At 52.8% G+C, this 16513-nt stretch carries 17 protein-coding genes; 1 reads left to right on the top strand and 16 read right to left on the bottom strand.

All coding sequences use genetic code 11. From position 1 onward, the window contains the following. Positions 1-18: 18 nt before the first annotated feature. The 5 genes from G7K71_RS18975 to G7K71_RS00595 form a co-directional block, all read right to left on the bottom strand. Positions 19-489 (bottom strand): hydrogenase iron-sulfur subunit, encoded by a 471-nt coding sequence (locus G7K71_RS18975; protein WP_313884851.1) that lies wholly within the window; start codon positions 487-489, stop codon positions 19-21. After that, positions 480-2462 (bottom strand): CoB--CoM heterodisulfide reductase iron-sulfur subunit A family protein, encoded by a 1983-nt coding sequence (locus G7K71_RS00610; protein ID WP_166342776.1) that lies wholly within the window; start codon positions 2460-2462, stop codon positions 480-482. The genes G7K71_RS18975 and G7K71_RS00610 overlap by 10 nt, the downstream gene beginning before the upstream one ends. A 28-nt stretch (positions 2463-2490) precedes the next feature. Next, the gene (locus G7K71_RS00605) at positions 2491-3348 is read right to left on the bottom strand and encodes a CoB--CoM heterodisulfide reductase iron-sulfur subunit B family protein (RefSeq protein WP_166342774.1); all 858 of its coding nucleotides are present in this window, start codon (positions 3346-3348) and stop codon (positions 2491-2493) included. Between the two features lie 2 nt (positions 3349-3350). After that, a complete protein-coding gene (locus G7K71_RS00600) occupies positions 3351-3923 on the bottom strand; it encodes a 4Fe-4S dicluster domain-containing protein (protein ID WP_166342772.1) in 573 nt (190 codons plus the stop codon). 351 nt (positions 3924-4274) lie between these two features. Beyond that, positions 4275-7148: a helicase C-terminal domain-containing protein gene (locus G7K71_RS00595; RefSeq protein WP_166342770.1), complete on the bottom strand. Its 2874-nt coding sequence runs from the start codon at positions 7146-7148 to the stop codon at positions 4275-4277. Between the two features lie 95 nt (positions 7149-7243). Between G7K71_RS00595 and G7K71_RS00590 the strand changes: the two genes are divergently transcribed. Continuing rightward, positions 7244-7483: a hypothetical protein gene (locus tag G7K71_RS00590; RefSeq protein ID WP_013822536.1), complete on the top strand. Its 240-nt coding sequence runs from the start codon at positions 7244-7246 to the stop codon at positions 7481-7483. 38 nt (positions 7484-7521) lie between these two features. Here G7K71_RS00590 and G7K71_RS00585 read toward each other — a convergent pair whose 3' ends face one another. The 11 genes from G7K71_RS00585 to G7K71_RS00535 form a co-directional block, all read right to left on the bottom strand. Further along, complete coding sequence (locus G7K71_RS00585; RefSeq protein WP_052303831.1) at positions 7522-8775, bottom strand: S8 family peptidase; 1254 nt, start codon at positions 8773-8775, stop codon at positions 7522-7524. 13 nt (positions 8776-8788) lie between these two features. Further along, a complete protein-coding gene (locus G7K71_RS00580) occupies positions 8789-9352 on the bottom strand; it encodes a hypothetical protein (protein WP_013822538.1) in 564 nt (187 codons plus the stop codon). A 102-nt stretch (positions 9353-9454) separates the two neighbouring features. Next, positions 9455-9625 (bottom strand): hypothetical protein, encoded by a 171-nt coding sequence (locus tag G7K71_RS00575; RefSeq protein WP_013822539.1) that lies wholly within the window; start codon positions 9623-9625, stop codon positions 9455-9457. A gap of 190 nt (positions 9626-9815) precedes the next feature. Continuing rightward, positions 9816-10082 (bottom strand): hypothetical protein, encoded by a 267-nt coding sequence (locus tag G7K71_RS00570; protein WP_013822540.1) that lies wholly within the window; start codon positions 10080-10082, stop codon positions 9816-9818. Beyond that, the gene (locus G7K71_RS00565) at positions 10072-10755 is read right to left on the bottom strand and encodes a metal-dependent hydrolase (protein WP_013822541.1); all 684 of its coding nucleotides are present in this window, start codon (positions 10753-10755) and stop codon (positions 10072-10074) included. The genes G7K71_RS00570 and G7K71_RS00565 overlap by 11 nt, the downstream gene beginning before the upstream one ends. Before the next feature lie 39 nt (positions 10756-10794). Beyond that, positions 10795-11808 (bottom strand): methylmalonyl Co-A mutase-associated GTPase MeaB, encoded by a 1014-nt coding sequence (gene meaB, locus G7K71_RS00560; RefSeq protein ID WP_013822542.1) that lies wholly within the window; start codon positions 11806-11808, stop codon positions 10795-10797. 385 nt (positions 11809-12193) lie between these two features. After that, complete coding sequence (gene trxB, locus G7K71_RS00555; RefSeq protein ID WP_013822543.1) at positions 12194-13108, bottom strand: thioredoxin-disulfide reductase; 915 nt, start codon at positions 13106-13108, stop codon at positions 12194-12196. A 1-nt stretch (position 13109) separates the two neighbouring features. Further along, positions 13110-13832 (bottom strand): ABC transporter ATP-binding protein, encoded by a 723-nt coding sequence (locus G7K71_RS00550; RefSeq protein WP_013822544.1) that lies wholly within the window; start codon positions 13830-13832, stop codon positions 13110-13112. Next, a complete protein-coding gene (locus G7K71_RS00545) occupies positions 13829-14602 on the bottom strand; it encodes an ABC transporter ATP-binding protein (RefSeq protein WP_013822545.1) in 774 nt (257 codons plus the stop codon). Before G7K71_RS00545 ends, G7K71_RS00550 begins: the two co-directional genes overlap by 4 nt. After that, a complete protein-coding gene (locus tag G7K71_RS00540; RefSeq protein WP_013822546.1) occupies positions 14583-15590 on the bottom strand; it encodes a branched-chain amino acid ABC transporter permease in 1008 nt (335 codons plus the stop codon). The genes G7K71_RS00545 and G7K71_RS00540 overlap by 20 nt, the downstream gene beginning before the upstream one ends. A gap of 32 nt (positions 15591-15622) precedes the next feature. Next, on the bottom strand, positions 15623-16507 hold the full coding sequence (locus tag G7K71_RS00535; protein WP_013822547.1) for a branched-chain amino acid ABC transporter permease: 885 nt from the start codon (positions 16505-16507) through the stop codon (positions 15623-15625). Positions 16508-16513: the final 6 nt, after the last annotated feature.

The raw sequence follows: 16513 nt of genomic DNA, 5'->3' as shown, positions 1-16513 counted from the left end.
GGATTTTCATTAGTTCACTCATTCCACCCTCACCCCGGTGGAAACATCAGCAGGTTTCGGCACTGTTTTCTGTCTCATCTTGGTATTCGGTCCCAGGGCTTTAATTTGTGCCGTAATATCCTCCACTGTTTGGGCAAACTTAGCCCCTTCGGAGCCGCTGATCCAGCGGGCCTGGAAGCGCCCCGGTTCAAAGCCAACGTATTCCAGCAGGCGCTTGAAAATAAGGTAGCGCCGTCGAGTATGGTAGTTGCCACTAACATAGTGGCAGTCCCCCGGGTGTCACCCGCTCACCAGCACACCGTCAGCCCCCCTCTGGAAGGCGCGCAAGATGAAAACAGGATTAACCCTTCCCGAACAGGGCACCCGGATCACCCGGATTGATGTGGGATAGTTCAAACGGCTAACGCCCGCCAGATCGGCGCCGGCATAACTGCACCAGTTACAACAAAAGCCGATGATTTTAGGTTCCCATTGTTCTGTTACAGACACAGTGCGTCCACCTCCGCCAGTACCTGTTCATTGGTAAAGCCTTTGACGTTGATTGCCCCGGCCCGGCAGGCTACGGTACAGGCGCCGCATCCCTGGCACAGTCCGGTGTTAACACTGGCCACCGTGCGTTCCACCGTTTTACCGCCCACCCGTTCGGTGACCGTTGCCGTTTCAATGGCCCGGTAGGGACAGACGTTTTTGCATTCCAGGCAACCGGAACAAAGGGCCTGGTTGACTTGGGCAATCATGGGGTCCACGGCCATCTCGCTGCGGGAGAACAATGCACATACCTTTGCCGCGGCCGCGCTGGCCTGGGCAACGGTATCTGGGATATCTTTAGGTCCCTGGCAGGCTCCGGCCAGGAAGACTCCCGCGGTATTGGTTTCCACCGGCCGCAGTTTGGGGTGGCTTTCCATAAAGAATCCGTCCTGGTCAGTGGAAAAGCCCACAATGCGGGCAATTTCGGCCGATCCTTTGCTGGGTACCATGGCCGTGGCCATCACCACCAGATCCGCGGCTATTTCTACCGGCCGGCCCAAAAGGGTATCCACACCCATGACCACCAGGTGGTCACCTTCGGGGTAAATTTTGGATACCCGGCCGCGGATATACCGGGCACCTTCATGGACCGTGCGCAGGTAAAATTCCTCGTAGGCCTTACCGGGGGTCCGGACATCCATGTAAAAGACGTAGACCTTTGAACCCGGGATTTTTTCCAGCACCTGGTGAGCGTGTTTGGCCGTGTACATGCAGCATGTCCGGGAGCAGTATTCCTTCCCTTTGGCTGCATCCCGGGAACCTACGCACTTGATGAAAACCACGTTTTTCGGTTCCTTCCCATCGGAGGGCCTTAAAATCTTGCCTCCCGTTGGCCCGGAAGCGTTGTTCAGCCTTTCAAATTGCAGCCCGCTGATTACATCGGGATAGCGCCCGTAACCGTATTCGCCGTAGGCCTGCTCCCATTCGAACAGGTCATAACCGGTGGCCACAACAATGGCCCCCACCTGTTCCTTAATTAACTGGTCTTCCTGCTGGTAATCGATTGCCTGTGCCGGGCAAACCTTCTGGCAAACGCCGCATTTACCCATGGTAAACTGCCTGCAGTGTTGCCGGTCGATAACGGGTTTGTTGGGTACAGCCTGGGGAAAGCTGATGTAAATGGCCTTGCGCATTCCCATTCCCAGATTGTATTCGCTTACCACCTTCGTGGGACATTTCTCCCAGCAGGTGCCGCATCCGGTGCATTTGCTATGGTCGACGGAGCGGGCTTTTTGCCTGATGGTCACTTCGAAATTGCCGATATAACCTTCTACCTTTTCTACTTCGGCGTAAGTAAACAGGGTTATATTAGGGTGCTGCGCCGCAGCAACCATCTTGGGCGTGATAATTCAGGCCGAACAATCCAGGGTGGGAAAAGTTTTATCCAGCATGGCCATTTTCCCGCCAATGGTAGGCTCCCTTTCCACCAGGATGACCTGGTAACCGGCGTCGGCAATGTCCAGGGCGGTCTGCATACCAGCAATGCCGCCGCCGATGACCAGCGCCCGCTTGGTGACGGGAATGGTGGATTCAAAAAGGGGTTCCAGCTTGCTTACCTTGGATACGGCTCGGCGGATTAATTCGATGGCTTTCTGGGTGGCTTTTTCTGGTTCCCGTTGATGTACCCAGGCGCACTGTTCCCGGATATTGGCCATTTCTAAAAGATAGGGGTTCAATCCAGCCCGGGCAAGGGTTTTGCGGAAGGTAGCTTCGTGGAGGCGGGGAGAGCAGGAGGCTACCACCACCCGGTCCAGGCGGTGTTCCCGCACTGCCTGGATAATGGTTTCCTGCCCGGGTTCAGAGCACATATACTTGTAGTCGGTGGCGTACACCACTCCCGGAAATTTGGAAACTGCTTCCACTACCCGGGACATGTCTACCACCGCGCCGATGTTTAAACCACACCAGCAGACAAAGATGCCGATACGCTGCATACTTCTATCGCTCCTTGTCGGTGATAGTCTAACCAACCAGTTTAAGTACCTGGCCGGTATCTACAAAATGGGTATGCAGGCTCAAGTCCTGCGGATTCAAACCCATGGCCACTCCCAAAAGCTGGGTAAAGTAAAATACCGGCAAGTGGTAATTGGTTCCCTGCAATCGATTAACTTTCAACTGGCGCATGTCAAGGTTGAAGTGGCACAGGGGGCAGGCGCACACCAGGCAATTGGCACCGGAGAGTGCCGCCGCCTTCAGGATACGGGAAACCATGGGAATGGCTACTTCTTCATTGCTTATCGCCAGGGAAGCCCCACAGCATTCGGTCTTATGCGGCCAGTCCACCGTATCCGCCCCGGCGGCCTGCATGATTTGCTCTATAATTTGCGGGTTTTCGGGATCATCGATCTGGATGGCCCGGGGCCGCACTAAAAGACAGCCGTAATAGGCGGCGATTTTCAGCCCTTTTAAGGGTTTCACTACCTGGGCCCGAATTTGCTCCAAACCAACGGAACTGATCACTTCCAGGATGGATAACACCTTAATCTTGCCGTGAAAAGGCCGCTCTGTAATTTCATTGACTTTTTCCCGCAACTGGGGGTTCTGGTTCAATTCGTGGCAGGCCAGGGCCAGGCGCTGGTAACAGGCAGCACAGGGTGCGGTTACGTCGAGACCTGTTTTTTCGGCCAGGGCCAGATTGCGGGCAGGCAAGGCCAGGGCCAGAAGGTGGCTCGTACTGTGTCCGGCCGTAGCCCCGCAGCAACTCCAGTCGGGGACCTCCTTAAGTTCAATACCCAGGTGTTTACTTACCGCCCGGGTGGAAAGATCGTATTCCTTCCCGCTGGTTTCCAAACTGCAACCGGGATAATAGGCAAACTTCACGCTTAAACCTCCTTTTCCGCCTGGCGTACTTTTTCAAAAATACGGTTAATTTCTTCCAGTCCCCGTGGTTTTGTTACCGATAACTTTAACTTGCCCCGCCTTAACATGGTTAGCCCCGTATTGGCTTCCCGGAAAGGCTGGCCGGTTTTAAGATTGAACATGACCATGGTGGCAAATTCAAACAACCGCCCGTACTTTTGAATGGACCCCAGGAAATTGTTGTTGAACAGGGCTACGTTGCGTCCCCTGCCCGGAGGTACCATGCCCTTGCGCCGGGCCATAATCCGCAAGGTATCCATTACCATCGCCACATCAATTTTCCGGGGGCAACGGACCGTACAGGTAACGCAGGAAGCGCAGAGCCAGATGCTCTGGCAACGGAGTACCTCTTCCTTTAATCCCATTTGTACCATGCGCATTACCTGGTGGGGCATTAAGTCGTAGGCAAAGGCCACCGGGCAACCGGCGGTACACTTCCCGCACTGGTAACAATTTTCCACTGCCTGTCCGCTTTCCCGGGATACACGTTCGATAAAATCCCTGTCTTCACTTTCGTTGAGTCTGATAGTTTTCATTTCAATCCCTCTTTTGTAAAGAACTTGCCCCTTTTCGAATATGATAGGGGTCAATTTCGCTAAAACAATAAATGCTATGTAATTTTTAAGATATACTTTCGACGCCTCAATGGTAAATCCTCTTTAAAGTATAAAAAAATCTCCGCTGGGAAAATGACGGAGATCACAATATTACAAGGGAACAAAAAAAAGGACAGGTTTCTGGCCTGTCCCCGATCCTATTTCCAAACCCTCAGCAAAAGGGCTCTTATGAAGGATGGCAGCCGCACGAAATACACGCGCAAGACAACTCACCCCTTTACTATGTTGGTCCTTAATATAGTATGTGCCGCTGGCCGAAATGTGACAGTTTTAGAGATTAAATTTCTTTTGTTGACTGGAAGAGGCAAATCGCTCTACCTCTTGGGGTTGGTTGATTGCAGGCCAGTTGGGCTGGCTGCCGGGGTGGGCAAACCAGTGAGCAATCCGCTTCATAATCAGGTGGCGGTTTCCCTGGATGTGGCTTTTTAAAGGAAGAGAATGCAAAAAATGGCGGCCGTATTTTTTGTCCAGCAGGCGTCCATCTAAAACCACCACAACACCCCGGTCCTGGGCTGTCCGGATTAGCCGGCCAAAGCCCTGTTTAAAGCGAATAATGGCCTGGGGGAGGCTGAAATGGCGGAAACCATCCTTCCCCTGGGAGGCCAGCTCTTCCAGGCGTGCTTCCACTACTGGAACCTGGGGAGCCCAAAAGGGGAGTTTGACCATGACCACACAGCTTAAAGCCGGTCCGGGAATGTCCACACCTTCCCAGAAGCTGGACGCTCCCATTAGGATAGCCCTTTGAGAAGTGCGAAATTCCTCCACGAGTTGCCAGTGGTTGCCGTCAAGATTATGGCCGAGGAGACAGATATCCCTTTCTTCACATACGGGCTTTAACCGGCGATAGGTTTCCTGCAGTGCCCGGTGGGAGGTATATAGGACCAGCATGCGACCGCCCGTAATTTCAGCCAGGTCCAGGAGCGTACTTGCCACGGTGGCGAAGTATATATCTTCGGACCCTTCTCCGGGAGTAGGCAGCCCTCTCACAATGCATAGCAGGGATTGGGATTCATACCGAAATGGTGAGTCCACCTGCATGGTTACTACACGTTCGGGAGGAATAAGGTCCAAACCGGTACGTTCCATAAAATGATCAAACGATTCTTCGACCGTTAAGGTTGCTGAGGTGAAAATGATTGATTTTTTACTTTGATACAAGTGCTCGTAAAGTATTTTATTTACCTGAATTGGCGCGGCCCGCAGGCTGCAGCTGGTCTTTTCCCCTCCTTCGTGTACTTCGACCCAGTAAACGTTTTTCTCCAGGGTACCCTGAAGAATGGATTCCAGGTCCGCCACCATCCTGGTACCCTCTGTGGTATGGAATGATAGCTCCCAGGTCGGGCCGGCCCAGCTCTCATCTTCTATCTGGCTGGATTCCAGGTGATCTATAAGCTTTTTCAAGCCGGTCAACAAGTCCTTGAGACAGAAAAGGAGGTTTGCCTGTTCCGATTGCAGCTCGGCAGTGATATCTCCCTCTAAGCCCGGTTGTAAGCGAAGGACGTGCCTGCGTGTATTTTCTTTTTGTTGAATGGAAGCTTGCTGGATTACCAGCTGCTGCAAGGCGTTAAAGAACGACTCCGCCCCCTGGAATGCCCTGTGGCTGGTATCCCGGACCTTTTGGAGGCTGGAAAGCCAGGAAGAATCGCCCCGGGGTGGTGCCAGTTCGCTCAAGCGGATCAGGAGCCGGTTGAGCTTGTTTAACCAGCGGAAGAGCACGGTGCGCGAAATTGCGCGCCCCAGTTGTTCAGTGGCCGCGTCTTCCAGATGATGCGCTTCGTCCACCACCAGAGCGGCATATTCTGGAAGTACGCGGTTTTCAGCCCGCACATCGGAAAAGAGGAGAGAATGATTGACAATGATCAGATTAGCCCTCTCAGCCTGGCCCCGGACCCGGGAAACATAACAGGCCCGGGCGAACCACCGGCAACGGGAGCCCAGGCAGGCTTCACTATCGGCACACAGTTCCTGCCAGAGTTCCTGCTCTAAACTGGAAAGATTGAGTTCGCTCCTGTCCCCGGTGGTGGTTTCTTGTGTCCAGACCAGTATGCGGGCATAGAAAGCTGCTTCCGCAGCAGTCCAGTCACGGGTCTGCAGGGTATTTAACCAGCGCCGCAGGCACAGGTAATTTTGCCTGCCTTTAACCAGTGCCGTGCGGCAGGACCAACCGAGGGCCGCTTTCACCAGGGGGATATCCCTTTGCCATAGCTGTTCCTGCAGGTTAATGGTTCGCGTAGCAATAAGGACACGCTGCCCCCGGGAGAGGGACCAGTAAAATGCCGGGATCAAGTAGGCCATGGATTTTCCCGTTCCCGTGCCGGCTTCCATAAGCAAAAATTTTTCTTCCTCCAGGGCCCGGGTTACCGCATCTACCATACGTGCCTGTTGCGGGCGGTATTCGTAACTCTCCAGGTGGAGAGCCAGGGGACCGCCGGGCTCCAGCAAAGCGGCCAGTTCCCGGGAGGATTGAGGAAGGTTTCGCGGGCAAACCGGTTCCTGTGTTTCTTCCGGTTCAGGGGGCAAAAAGAAGGCGGGACGGGTAATCTTCCTTGAGCGGGATTGCCAGGCCAGCTGGCCTATTTCGTCTGCCCAGGCCGATCCGGCCCGCTGCAAAAAGGCGGCCAGGTATAACAACACCTGCCCCTCCATTTCCGCGGCCTTATCGAGCAGCCGGCGATAAAGGGAGACCGTGGCCAGAGCGTCATCCAGTGCCCGGTGGACGCGCCTTTGTTCTATCCCCAAAAAACGGCAAAGGTCGGCCAGTCGAAAGCCAGGGGCGTTGGGTAAAAGGATGCGGGCCAGTTCCCGGGTATCAAAAAGCTGAGCTGCGATCGGGGTGCCCGCCGCGGCTTGCAGGAAATCCCGGTCAAAGGATACGTTATGACCCATTAAAGAGTTGTTTCCAAGGAAATCCATTACTGATGGCAAAACCTCGTCCAGTGGCGGGGCGGTGGCCAGAAGTTCATCACTTAAGCCGGTTAGACGGTGGATGGTCGCTGGGACCCGTTGCCGCGGGCGGACAAGGCTGTGGAATTGCCCGGTTATTTCTCCTTCTTCCAGCCGGAGGAGAGCTATTTCGATGATTTCATTATGTTGAGGATTTAAACCCGTAGTTTCCACGTCACAAACTACCACCGAATATGGCACCGCGCACACTCTCCCCTTTTCGAATTCTGGTAGTGGGGGCAAAAAAATAAGCACACACATATATATAGTATCAAATTAAAGGAGGGGAAGAGTAGATGGAAAAAACGCCTTTGGATTTGGGCATGTTGCCCGAACCCCTGCGTAATCTGCTCCAGAACATCGATCCGGCCACACTGGAACAGATAAAGGCCGGTGTTGATCCGGCAGCTTTGATGGGTTTTTTTAGTAGTGCCATAGAATTTATGCGCCAGTCCCTCAGTGAGCAGGATAATCAGGCATTGAACCAATTGCTGGCCAATGTGATGCAGTTAATGAACCAGCAGGGTAAAAGCTAAAATAAATTGGGGGTAGCTTTCGAAGCTACCCCCTCTTTTTATTCTTCCCTCACTGGTCCCCGAAACAAAGGGCCAAAGTGCAGGGGTGGAAAGCGGTGGCCTGGTTCATGTACCTGATCGGCACCAGTTGTTTCCATTGCTGAGGTTTCCAGTTCTTCTCCTTTCCTCCGGCTTAGTTTTTTGCTGGCCAGATCCGCCCGTACCAGCCCCGCTCCCTGTTGTTCACGGGACAGGTCGGGCAGCCTTTCCGCCGATGAATAAAGGTTACGCAGGATTTGACCGGCATTTAGCTGGGGTGCCATGGACCATATTAAGGCCACTGTCCCGCTGACGTGAGCAGTAGCCATGGAGGTACCGCTTAATCGCCAGAACAACCCTCCGTTTCCGGTGGAAAGTACGCGGGTTCCCGGGGCGACCAGATTAATTTCCGGCCCCTGGCTGCTAAAGGAGGCCAGGCGGTTCTTTTCATCCACTGCACCTACCGCCACTACTTCCGGATAAGCTGCGGGATAGTCCACCGAACGGGTTGTGCCGTCATTGCCGGCTGCAGCTACCACAATCATTCCCTTGCCGGTTACCTGGCGGATGATCTCATGGAGGGCCTGGCTGGGTGTGTTGGAGCCGAAGCTCAGGTTAACCACCTGGATGCCCTGTTCCAGGCACCACGCAAGAGACCGGATTACATCGGCGAAATACCCTTCGCCCTTGTGGTTGAGAACCTTTACGGCGTAAAGTTTGGCTTCGGGAGCGGCACCGACCACACCATAGTTGTTTTTTACGGCCGCAATTGTACCGCTCACGTGGCTGCCGTGGCCGTTATCATCCTGGGGGGGAAGGTGGGGTTCCACAAAATTTACGCCCCCGGCAATATTTTCCTGTAAGTCGGGGTGGTGCAGGTCAATTCCCGTATCCAAAACGGCTACTTTCATGCCTTCTCCCGTGGCCTGGGACCAGAGCTGGTCGGCTCCAATGCGGTGAATACCCCAGGGGATGATCTGGTAACTCTCCTGTTCCAAAAAGATGTTTTTTGATTGCACCTCGAACGGATGCAGTTTTACCTGAAGATTTTCTTCCAGGACAGCCACTTCTTCCTCTTCTCTCAAGGCCTGCAACTGAATCCCTAAGGAAAAATTGCAAACTACGCCGTTTACCAAAGGCAGAGGTTCAATGCGGGTGGCGCCGTGTTTTTGGAGAAGGTCCTGGTATTCCCTGCGCAACTCCTTCCCGTCAAAAGCGGGTTTTTTAAAGAGTACTATGCTGGAGAGTTTTTCATGGCGGGCAAAAAGCTTCATCGGCCCCATCTCCCTATGCCTGCTTGCTACCGCTAACACCCGGGGTATCTTCCGAACTTGCCGTTGATTCAGCGTTACTTTTTTTTTCTATGTTTGTGGCCAGGCTCCTTAAAAAGGTGTTCATAGGTTCTAGAACCCTGGCCAGATCCAGGGAATTGATCTTGCTGCTGCGGGTGTTTTGATTGGCGGTTACCTTAAAGTCATTGAAGGTTTTCAGTATGGAATCAAACATGATCTGTACGCTGTTGGCGATGATTTCAATTACCTGACCGACTGTTCTGGTGCCGGCGATAATCTTGCGCAGTGTGAGCTCCAGATCCTTTTTTTGGGCTTCGGAACGAAAAAGAGGTTCCTTGGTCAGACGCTCCAGTTGATTAATGACTACTTCCAGCTTCTGGGTCAGTTTATTTTCCCGTGAACGCTGTACTTCAAGATCGGCAATTAATTCCGCCAGGCGGTCCAGGCTGGCCGACACTTTTCCAGTGTCTTCAATCTGACCGCTTTTTTCTGCCTGCAGGCTTTCCAGTTTTTCCACCAGGTCATCGAGAGCTTCGTGGATGGGCTTTTCGTAGCTCACGCTCTGCACATCCTTTCATCTAAGATGCGGGTGGAGGGCTACACTGGTGTAGCCCTCCTGGTTAGGAAAAGGTTCCTCACGGGCACCGGTAGCATACCGGCTCTAAAAGGCCAGGACAACCAGTCCTACCACGGCAACCAGAGCACCGGCGAAGAAGAACCCGAACCTGATCAACAAAAGGCCGATTAGAATCAAGAAAATACCCGCAAAAACTTCAGTGACGCTAGTAGCCTTGGTCCCCACTTCCGGTTTTTCCACCACATCGGGCATCATAAATTCCTCCTTTTATATGGTATTAGATTTTTCGTTTTTGAACGACACCCGGGTGCATCGTTCTGGTTTATAATATGAGGGAAACTCGGGTGGTGTGACGCTGGTCAGGCAATTTTTAGAAGGGAAGGAAAAAAGAGAAACAAAAAGAGGAGGCTACCGTTCAGGTAAGCCTCCTCTTTAACCTTCCTCTTTAACCTTCACATTCACACCGGTGTTCGGTAAGAACGGGTCTTACCATTAAAGCGGCCTTTTCCCCCAGATTACCGGACCCCGGGAAGAGAAAATGTAAAGCAATGGCCAGGCCGTAAATCTGCCCGTGAAGGAAGGCTGCGTAATTGGCCAGTTGCGGGTCAGGTGGGAGCGCCTGCAGCTGGTTCAGGGCCTGGTTAAACAATGTTAGGAGCTTTTGTCCCTGTTCCCGCATCCAGACCGGGTCCGGTTGGTGATTAGACTTCATAGCTCTCTCCCGGGGCGAGAATGATTACCCGCGCCGGTGTTTGTGCTTCCACCGCCTGCTTGAATTCCTGGGGATCCTGTTCAATCAGGGGCCAGGTATTGTAGTGCATCGGAATGACCAGGTTTGGCTTAATCAGGTGTACTGCTTCCAGGGCGTCTTCGGGGCCCATGGTAAAGTTATCCCCGATGGGCAACAGGGCCAGGTCAATGGGATGCAGGCGTCCCACCATGGCCATGTCCCCAAATAGCCCGGTGTCTCCGGCATGATAAATGGTCTTTCCGTCCAGGGTAAAAACAAAACCGCAGGGAGTGCCGAGATATTCAGCCGGTCCGTTGGTAATCAGTCCGCTGCCGTGCCAGGCGGGCGTTAATTTTACTTTTACCGGACCAAATTGATGGCTCCCTCCGATGTGCATGCCGTGGGCCTGTGCACCTTGACGGCTGCAATAACTGGCCAGTTCAAAAACTGAAACTACCGTTGCGCCGGACCTTTTAGCAATTTCAATTGCATCCCCCAGGTGATCGCCATGGCCGTGGCTGACCAGGATCAGGTTCGGGTGCAGATCTTCAACCCGAACGGTGGCTACCGGGTTGCCGGTAATAAAGGGATCGATTAATACCTTGGCCTCTCCCTCCAGGAAAAAGGCTGCGTGGCCCAAAAAGGTAACCTTCATCTGGTAACACCCACTCCTTTCAGCTCAAGAATATTTTGATTATAAGTTATTATACCCAACCTTTCCTTCTTTGGTATCTATTTTAAACCCTGATCCCAGTTTTTGGTTATATTTCTCCAGCAGGTATCTGGTTATCTCCCGTGCCCCCCGGTAAGGATCTTTTTCCCTCCTGGCAACCGCATCCAGAATGGGACTGATATACTCAAGCTCCTGGGTGATAATGCGCTGCCAGAGGTATTGCGCCACTTCCAGGGTCTCGTTTCGCGCCCGGAACCAGCGTCTTTCCCCGAGGGCTTTATCCTGGAGCAGGTACTTCCGGTGGCTTTCAATGGCCGCAAGCAGTTCGGCTACTCCCCGTCCATCCAGGGTAGAAGTCTTTACCACCGGGGGTCGCCAGTTTAAACGGTCCCCCTGCATATCCAGCATCATTTCCACTTCGGCGGCAATTTTGTTTGCCCCCGGTAAATCGCACTTGTTGATGGCAAAGACATCGGCTATTTCCATAATACCGGCCTTAATGGTTTGAATGGCGTCCCCTGTCCCCGGGGTTAACACCACCACAGTGGTATCGGCCAGGTGCATAATATCCAGTTCGGCCTGACCCACCCCCACTGTTTCCACTATAATCCAGGAAAAGCCAAAAGCATCCATAGCTTTAACCACTTCCCCGGTGGTATGGGCCAGTCCACCGAGGCTCCCCCGGGTACCCATGCTCCGTATGAATACGCCCCGGTCAGTGGCGTGGTTTTGCATTCTTATACGGTCTCCCAGCAGTGCCCCTCCAGTAAAGGGACTGGTAGGATCCACTGCCACAATACCTACGGTTTCCCCTTTCTGGCGCAACAGGGTTGTGAGACGGTCCACCAGGGAGCTTTTGCCTGCACCCGGGGAACCGGTAATACCCACAATATACGCCTGGCCCGTTAGAGGATAAATCTGTTCCATAATATGTTCAACCACAGGCTCTTCATTTTCCAGGTAACTGATTACCCGGGCCAGTGCTCTGGGGTCGCCGCCCCGAAATCTTTCCATAAGGCTTGCTACATCCTTCAATTCGTACCCCTCCCCCTTTTTATTATAACTGAAAAAACCACCCCCACGGCATCTATTGTTATGTGAAGAAAAGAAATTATAAAAACTATTATAAAAACTTTTGCTAACCGGGGCAGCTGGAATGCTGCAGGTATCAGTCAGATGGTTTTTATAAACTGCCGAATGGTAACCGCGAGGAAAAAAAATATGGTCCACCATGAAACGAAGGGGTCGCTGAACTGTAAGAGCTGTTATTTTCCGCTAAGGAAGTAAATATAACCGTTTGGCCGGCAAAACTTTTCCGCTTCCGGGGTAATGGGTACAATAAGGGCAAAGGCTGACAACAACCTAATCTCCTCTCCCTTTCTCCGCTGTATCAACCGATACAGCTTCTTTTTTGGTCTTGTTACCGGTTTTGTTCCAGGTACTTTTCCGCACTGACTGCCGCAATGGCGCCATCGGCTACGGCGGTAACTACCTGGCGCAGGGACTTTTGCCGAACGTCGCCCGCGGCAAACAGGCCGGGACAGCTAGTCTGCATATTTGCGTCGGTGAGGATATAGCCCCGTTCATCCAGCTTAACAAGTTCTTTCACTATATAAGAATTGGGGTTGTATCCAATGTAAATGAACACCCCATCAACGGGCAATTCGCTGGTTTGGCCGGTGCGGACGTCTTTAATGCGTACACCGGTTACGGTTTCCTTGCCTGTGATTTCTTCCACTACGTTGTGCCAGATAAATTCTATGCGCGGGTTTTGCCGGGCCCGCTCTTGTACGATTTTGGTGGCTCTTAATTCACCGCGCCGGTGAATGATAAACACCCGGGTGGCAAATTTGGTTAAAAACATGGCCTCCTCTACTGCCGCGTCTCCACCGCCCACTACCGCCACGTGTTTGTCTTTAAAAAAGGCCCCGTCACAGGTGGCACAATAAGAGACACCCCGGCCATAAAAAGTTTCTTCACCTCTGACGTTTAACCTTTGGGGTTGCGCCCCGGTGGCTACAATGACCGTACGGGCCGCGATCTCAGTGTCCTCTGTCTTTACTATGAAGTTCAGGTTTTCTTTTTTGAGGGCCTCAACATTGGAATTAAGGAATTCCAGGCCAAAACGCCTGGCCTGGGCTTCCATCCGGCTCATCAGTTCCGGGCCCCCAATGCCTTCGCTAAAACCCGGATAATTTTCGATAAATTCCGTGGTGGCTGCCAGGCCACCAGTCATACCCCGTTCAATTAACAGGCTTTTGAGTTTTGCTCGTGCAGCATAAATCCCGGCCGTTAAGCCTGCCGGGCCACCTCCGATAATGGCTACATCGTACATTTTATGCCCCCTCCTCCACTTCGCCCAGATAGGCGCTGCGAATTTGTGGATTGGCCTGTATTTCTGCTGAGGTACCGCTTAAGACAATGCGGCCTGTTTCCAGCACGTACGCCCGGTGAGCTATCTGCAAGGCCATATAGGCATTTTGTTCCACCAGGAGTACAGTAGTTCCCTGCTGGTTGATATTCTTGATAATTTCAAAGATCTCTTCTACCAGCAGGGGCGACAGGCCCATGGACGGTTCGTCCAGAATAAGCAAAGTGGGTTTGCTCATCAATCCCCGGCCCATGGCCAGCATTTGTTGCTCCCCGCCGGACAGGGTGCCTGCCAGCTGTTTGGCCCGTTCCCGTAAACGGGGAAAACGGTTCAGTACTTCTTCCAGGCTTTCCTGTACCTCGGACCGGTTGCGGCGGGTGTAGGCTCCCATCAAGAGGTTTTCCATGACGGTGAGATTGGGGAATATTTGCCGCCCTTCCGGCACGTGGGAAATACCCATTCTCACTATCTGGTGGGCCGGGGTGCGATTTATTTTTTGGCCCTGGAAATATATTTCTCCCTGGCGGGGAATTAACAACCCCGAGATGGTACGCAGGGTGGTGGATTTCCCTGCGCCATTGGCTCCGATAAGGGTAACTATTTCCCCCTTCTCGACGTAAAAGGAAATCCCCTGTAATGCCCGGATGGAACCGTAATAAACTTCCAGATCTTTTACTTGCAGGATCAAGCCACCGTCGCCCCCTTGCCCAGGTAGGCCTCCAAAACCACCGGGTTGTTTCGGATTTCCAGGGGCGTACCTGTTGCAATAATTTGTCCAAAGTCCATGACCACAAGCCGCTCGCACAGGTTCATAACCATACCCATCTGGTGTTCAATTAGTAATACCGTCAGTTTGAATCTCTCCTTGATGTAGCGGACTAATTCCACCATGCGCTTCACTTCCGCCGGGTTCATTCCCGCCGCCGGTTCGTCCAGGAGCAGCAGTGTGGGGTGCGTGGCCAGCGCCCGGGCAATTTCCAACCGCCGTTGATCCCCGTAAGCCAGGTTGGCTGCTTTTTCATTTGCCCGGTGAGCCAGGTTCAATGCCTCCAGCAGTTCCATTGCTTCCCGGGTAACCCTTGCTTCTTCAGCGTTATACCGGGGCGTTCGTAAAAGGGCATCAAAAAAGTTATATTTAATGCGGGGATGAAACACTGCCCGCACATTGTCCAGCACCGTGTTTCCCTTGAAAAGGCGAATATTTTGAAATGTCCTAGCTATGCCCCGCTGGGAAATTTTAAAAGGTGGTAAGCCTGTAATATCTTCTCCACAAAAATGTATGGTACCAGCGGTTGGTTTGTAAAGGCCGGTGATCAAATTGAAAATTGTGGTTTTGCCCGCACCGTTGGGGCCAATGAGGCCGACAATCTCTCCCTCATCCAGACTTAAGCTAAAATTGTTCACTGCTTTGAGGCCGCCAAAGGCTTTGGACAGGTTACTAATTTCCAGAACCGGCATGGGTGTGCTCCTTTCCGGTCACCATTTTCAGATGATCAGGGACTAATAACCGCAATTCCTTGCCGCTGAAAAGACCCTGGGGTCTAACGATAATCGAAACGACTAGAATGAGGGCGTAAATAACTCCGCGCCAGTCAATAAAGTTTTGTCCCAGGACCACACGCAAAACTTCCAGCAAGAAGACCCAGCCCACTGCCGTGACAATAGTGCCCGTCATGCTTCCCAGCCCGCCCAGCACCACAATGAGGAGGAAGTCAAAGGATTTCAGGAAATCAAAACTGGCCGGGTGCAAAAAGGGATAACGGTGGGCGTAAATGCCTCCGGCCAGGCCCGCTAAGGCACAGCCCAGGACAAAGGCCATGACCTTGTAACGGGTGGTATCAATGCCCATTACATCGGCAGCAATTTCATCTTCCCGGATGGAGGTGCAGGCACGACCGTAAGTAGAAAAAATGAAATTACGCACCAGCAGAATTACAATCAGTGTCAAGATAAAGATCAGATCGAAGTGGGCTACCTGGGGTGTGCCGCTCATCCCCGTGGCTCCACCCAGCACCGGGAACAGCTTGTTGCCGTTTTCCATGCCTACTCTAACAATAATACCAAACCCGAGGGTGGCGATGCCCAGGTAGTCGGAACGCAACCTTAAAATGGGCAGGCCGATCAGCAATGCTACCAGACCTGCTACCGTAGCTCCGGCCAGAAGGGATAGAAAGAAAAACAGCATGTTGCCGTTTCCATAGACCTTGTCCAGGGCTCCGGCCGTATAAGCTCCCAGACCGTAAAAAGCTGCATGGCCTAGGGAAAACTGCCCGGTGAAGCCGTAAATGATGGAAAGCCCCAGGGCACCGATGACAATAATCAGCGCCTGGTCCAGCACCAGTTGCCAGTAGGGAGTAAGCATTCCACTAAATTGCATGGCTTTGACCAGGGCAAAGGAGACCGCTGCCCCTGCAAAGAAGAAAAACGTATTGCGTGATAATTTCATCTGCCCCTTCACCTGCTTTATGACGTTATACGTTATACTTTTTCTGTTTCCGTACGGCCCAACAGCCCCGTAGGCCGGAATAGGAGAACCAGAATCAAAATGGCAAAGGCAATGGCGTCTCGCATTTGGGAAGATATATAGGCGGAAGTCAGGGTTTCCACCTGACCCATTATAAGCGCGCCCAGTACTGCTCCCGGAATGATCCCGATTCCGCCCAGTACGGCGGCGGTAAAGGCCTTTAAACCGGGCATGATACCCATGAAGGGGTGAATTTGGGGATAGGCAATGGCGTATAAAACGCCTCCCAGGGCGGCAAAGGCCGACCCGATGGCAAAGGTAATGGATATGGTGGTATCCACATTTACGCCCATCAGCCGGGCGGCGTTATGATCCACGGCCACCGTGCGCATGGCCATACCAGTTTTCGTACGGTAAATTAGTATTTGGAGCAGGATAAGCATGAACAGAACAACCACAAAAACAATCACTTGAATATTGCTGACGGAGAGGCCTGCAATATTCCAGTGTACTTCAGGAAAAGGTCGCGGCACCACCCGGTAATTGGGGCCAAATACGAACTTAAGGCTGCTGAAGTACTCTAAAAAGAGCGATACACCGATGGCGCTAATCAGGGCGGCAATTTTCGGGGCGTAACGCAAGGGACGGTAAGCTACCCGTTCAATGATCACCCCAAGCAGGGCACAGGCCACCATGGCCGTAAGTATGGCCACGGGCAGGGGCAACCCCCATACGGCAAAGCCAAAGTAGCCGAGAAAAGCCCCCACCATAAAGACATCACCGTGGGCGAAGTTAATCAGCTGCACCACTCCGTAAACCATGGTGTAGCCCAGGGCAATCAGGGCGTACATGAGTCCCAGTTGTAAGCCGTTCAACACCTGTTCCAGGAAATGCTCCACTCCAAT

Source organism: Desulfofundulus sp. TPOSR, assembly GCF_011393055.1.
GTDB classification, from domain to species: domain Bacteria; phylum Bacillota; class Desulfotomaculia; order Desulfotomaculales; family Desulfovirgulaceae; genus Desulfofundulus; species Desulfofundulus kuznetsovii.
Note: the sequence above shows the minus strand (reverse complement) of the source record. Positions and strands in the feature narration are given on the sequence as shown.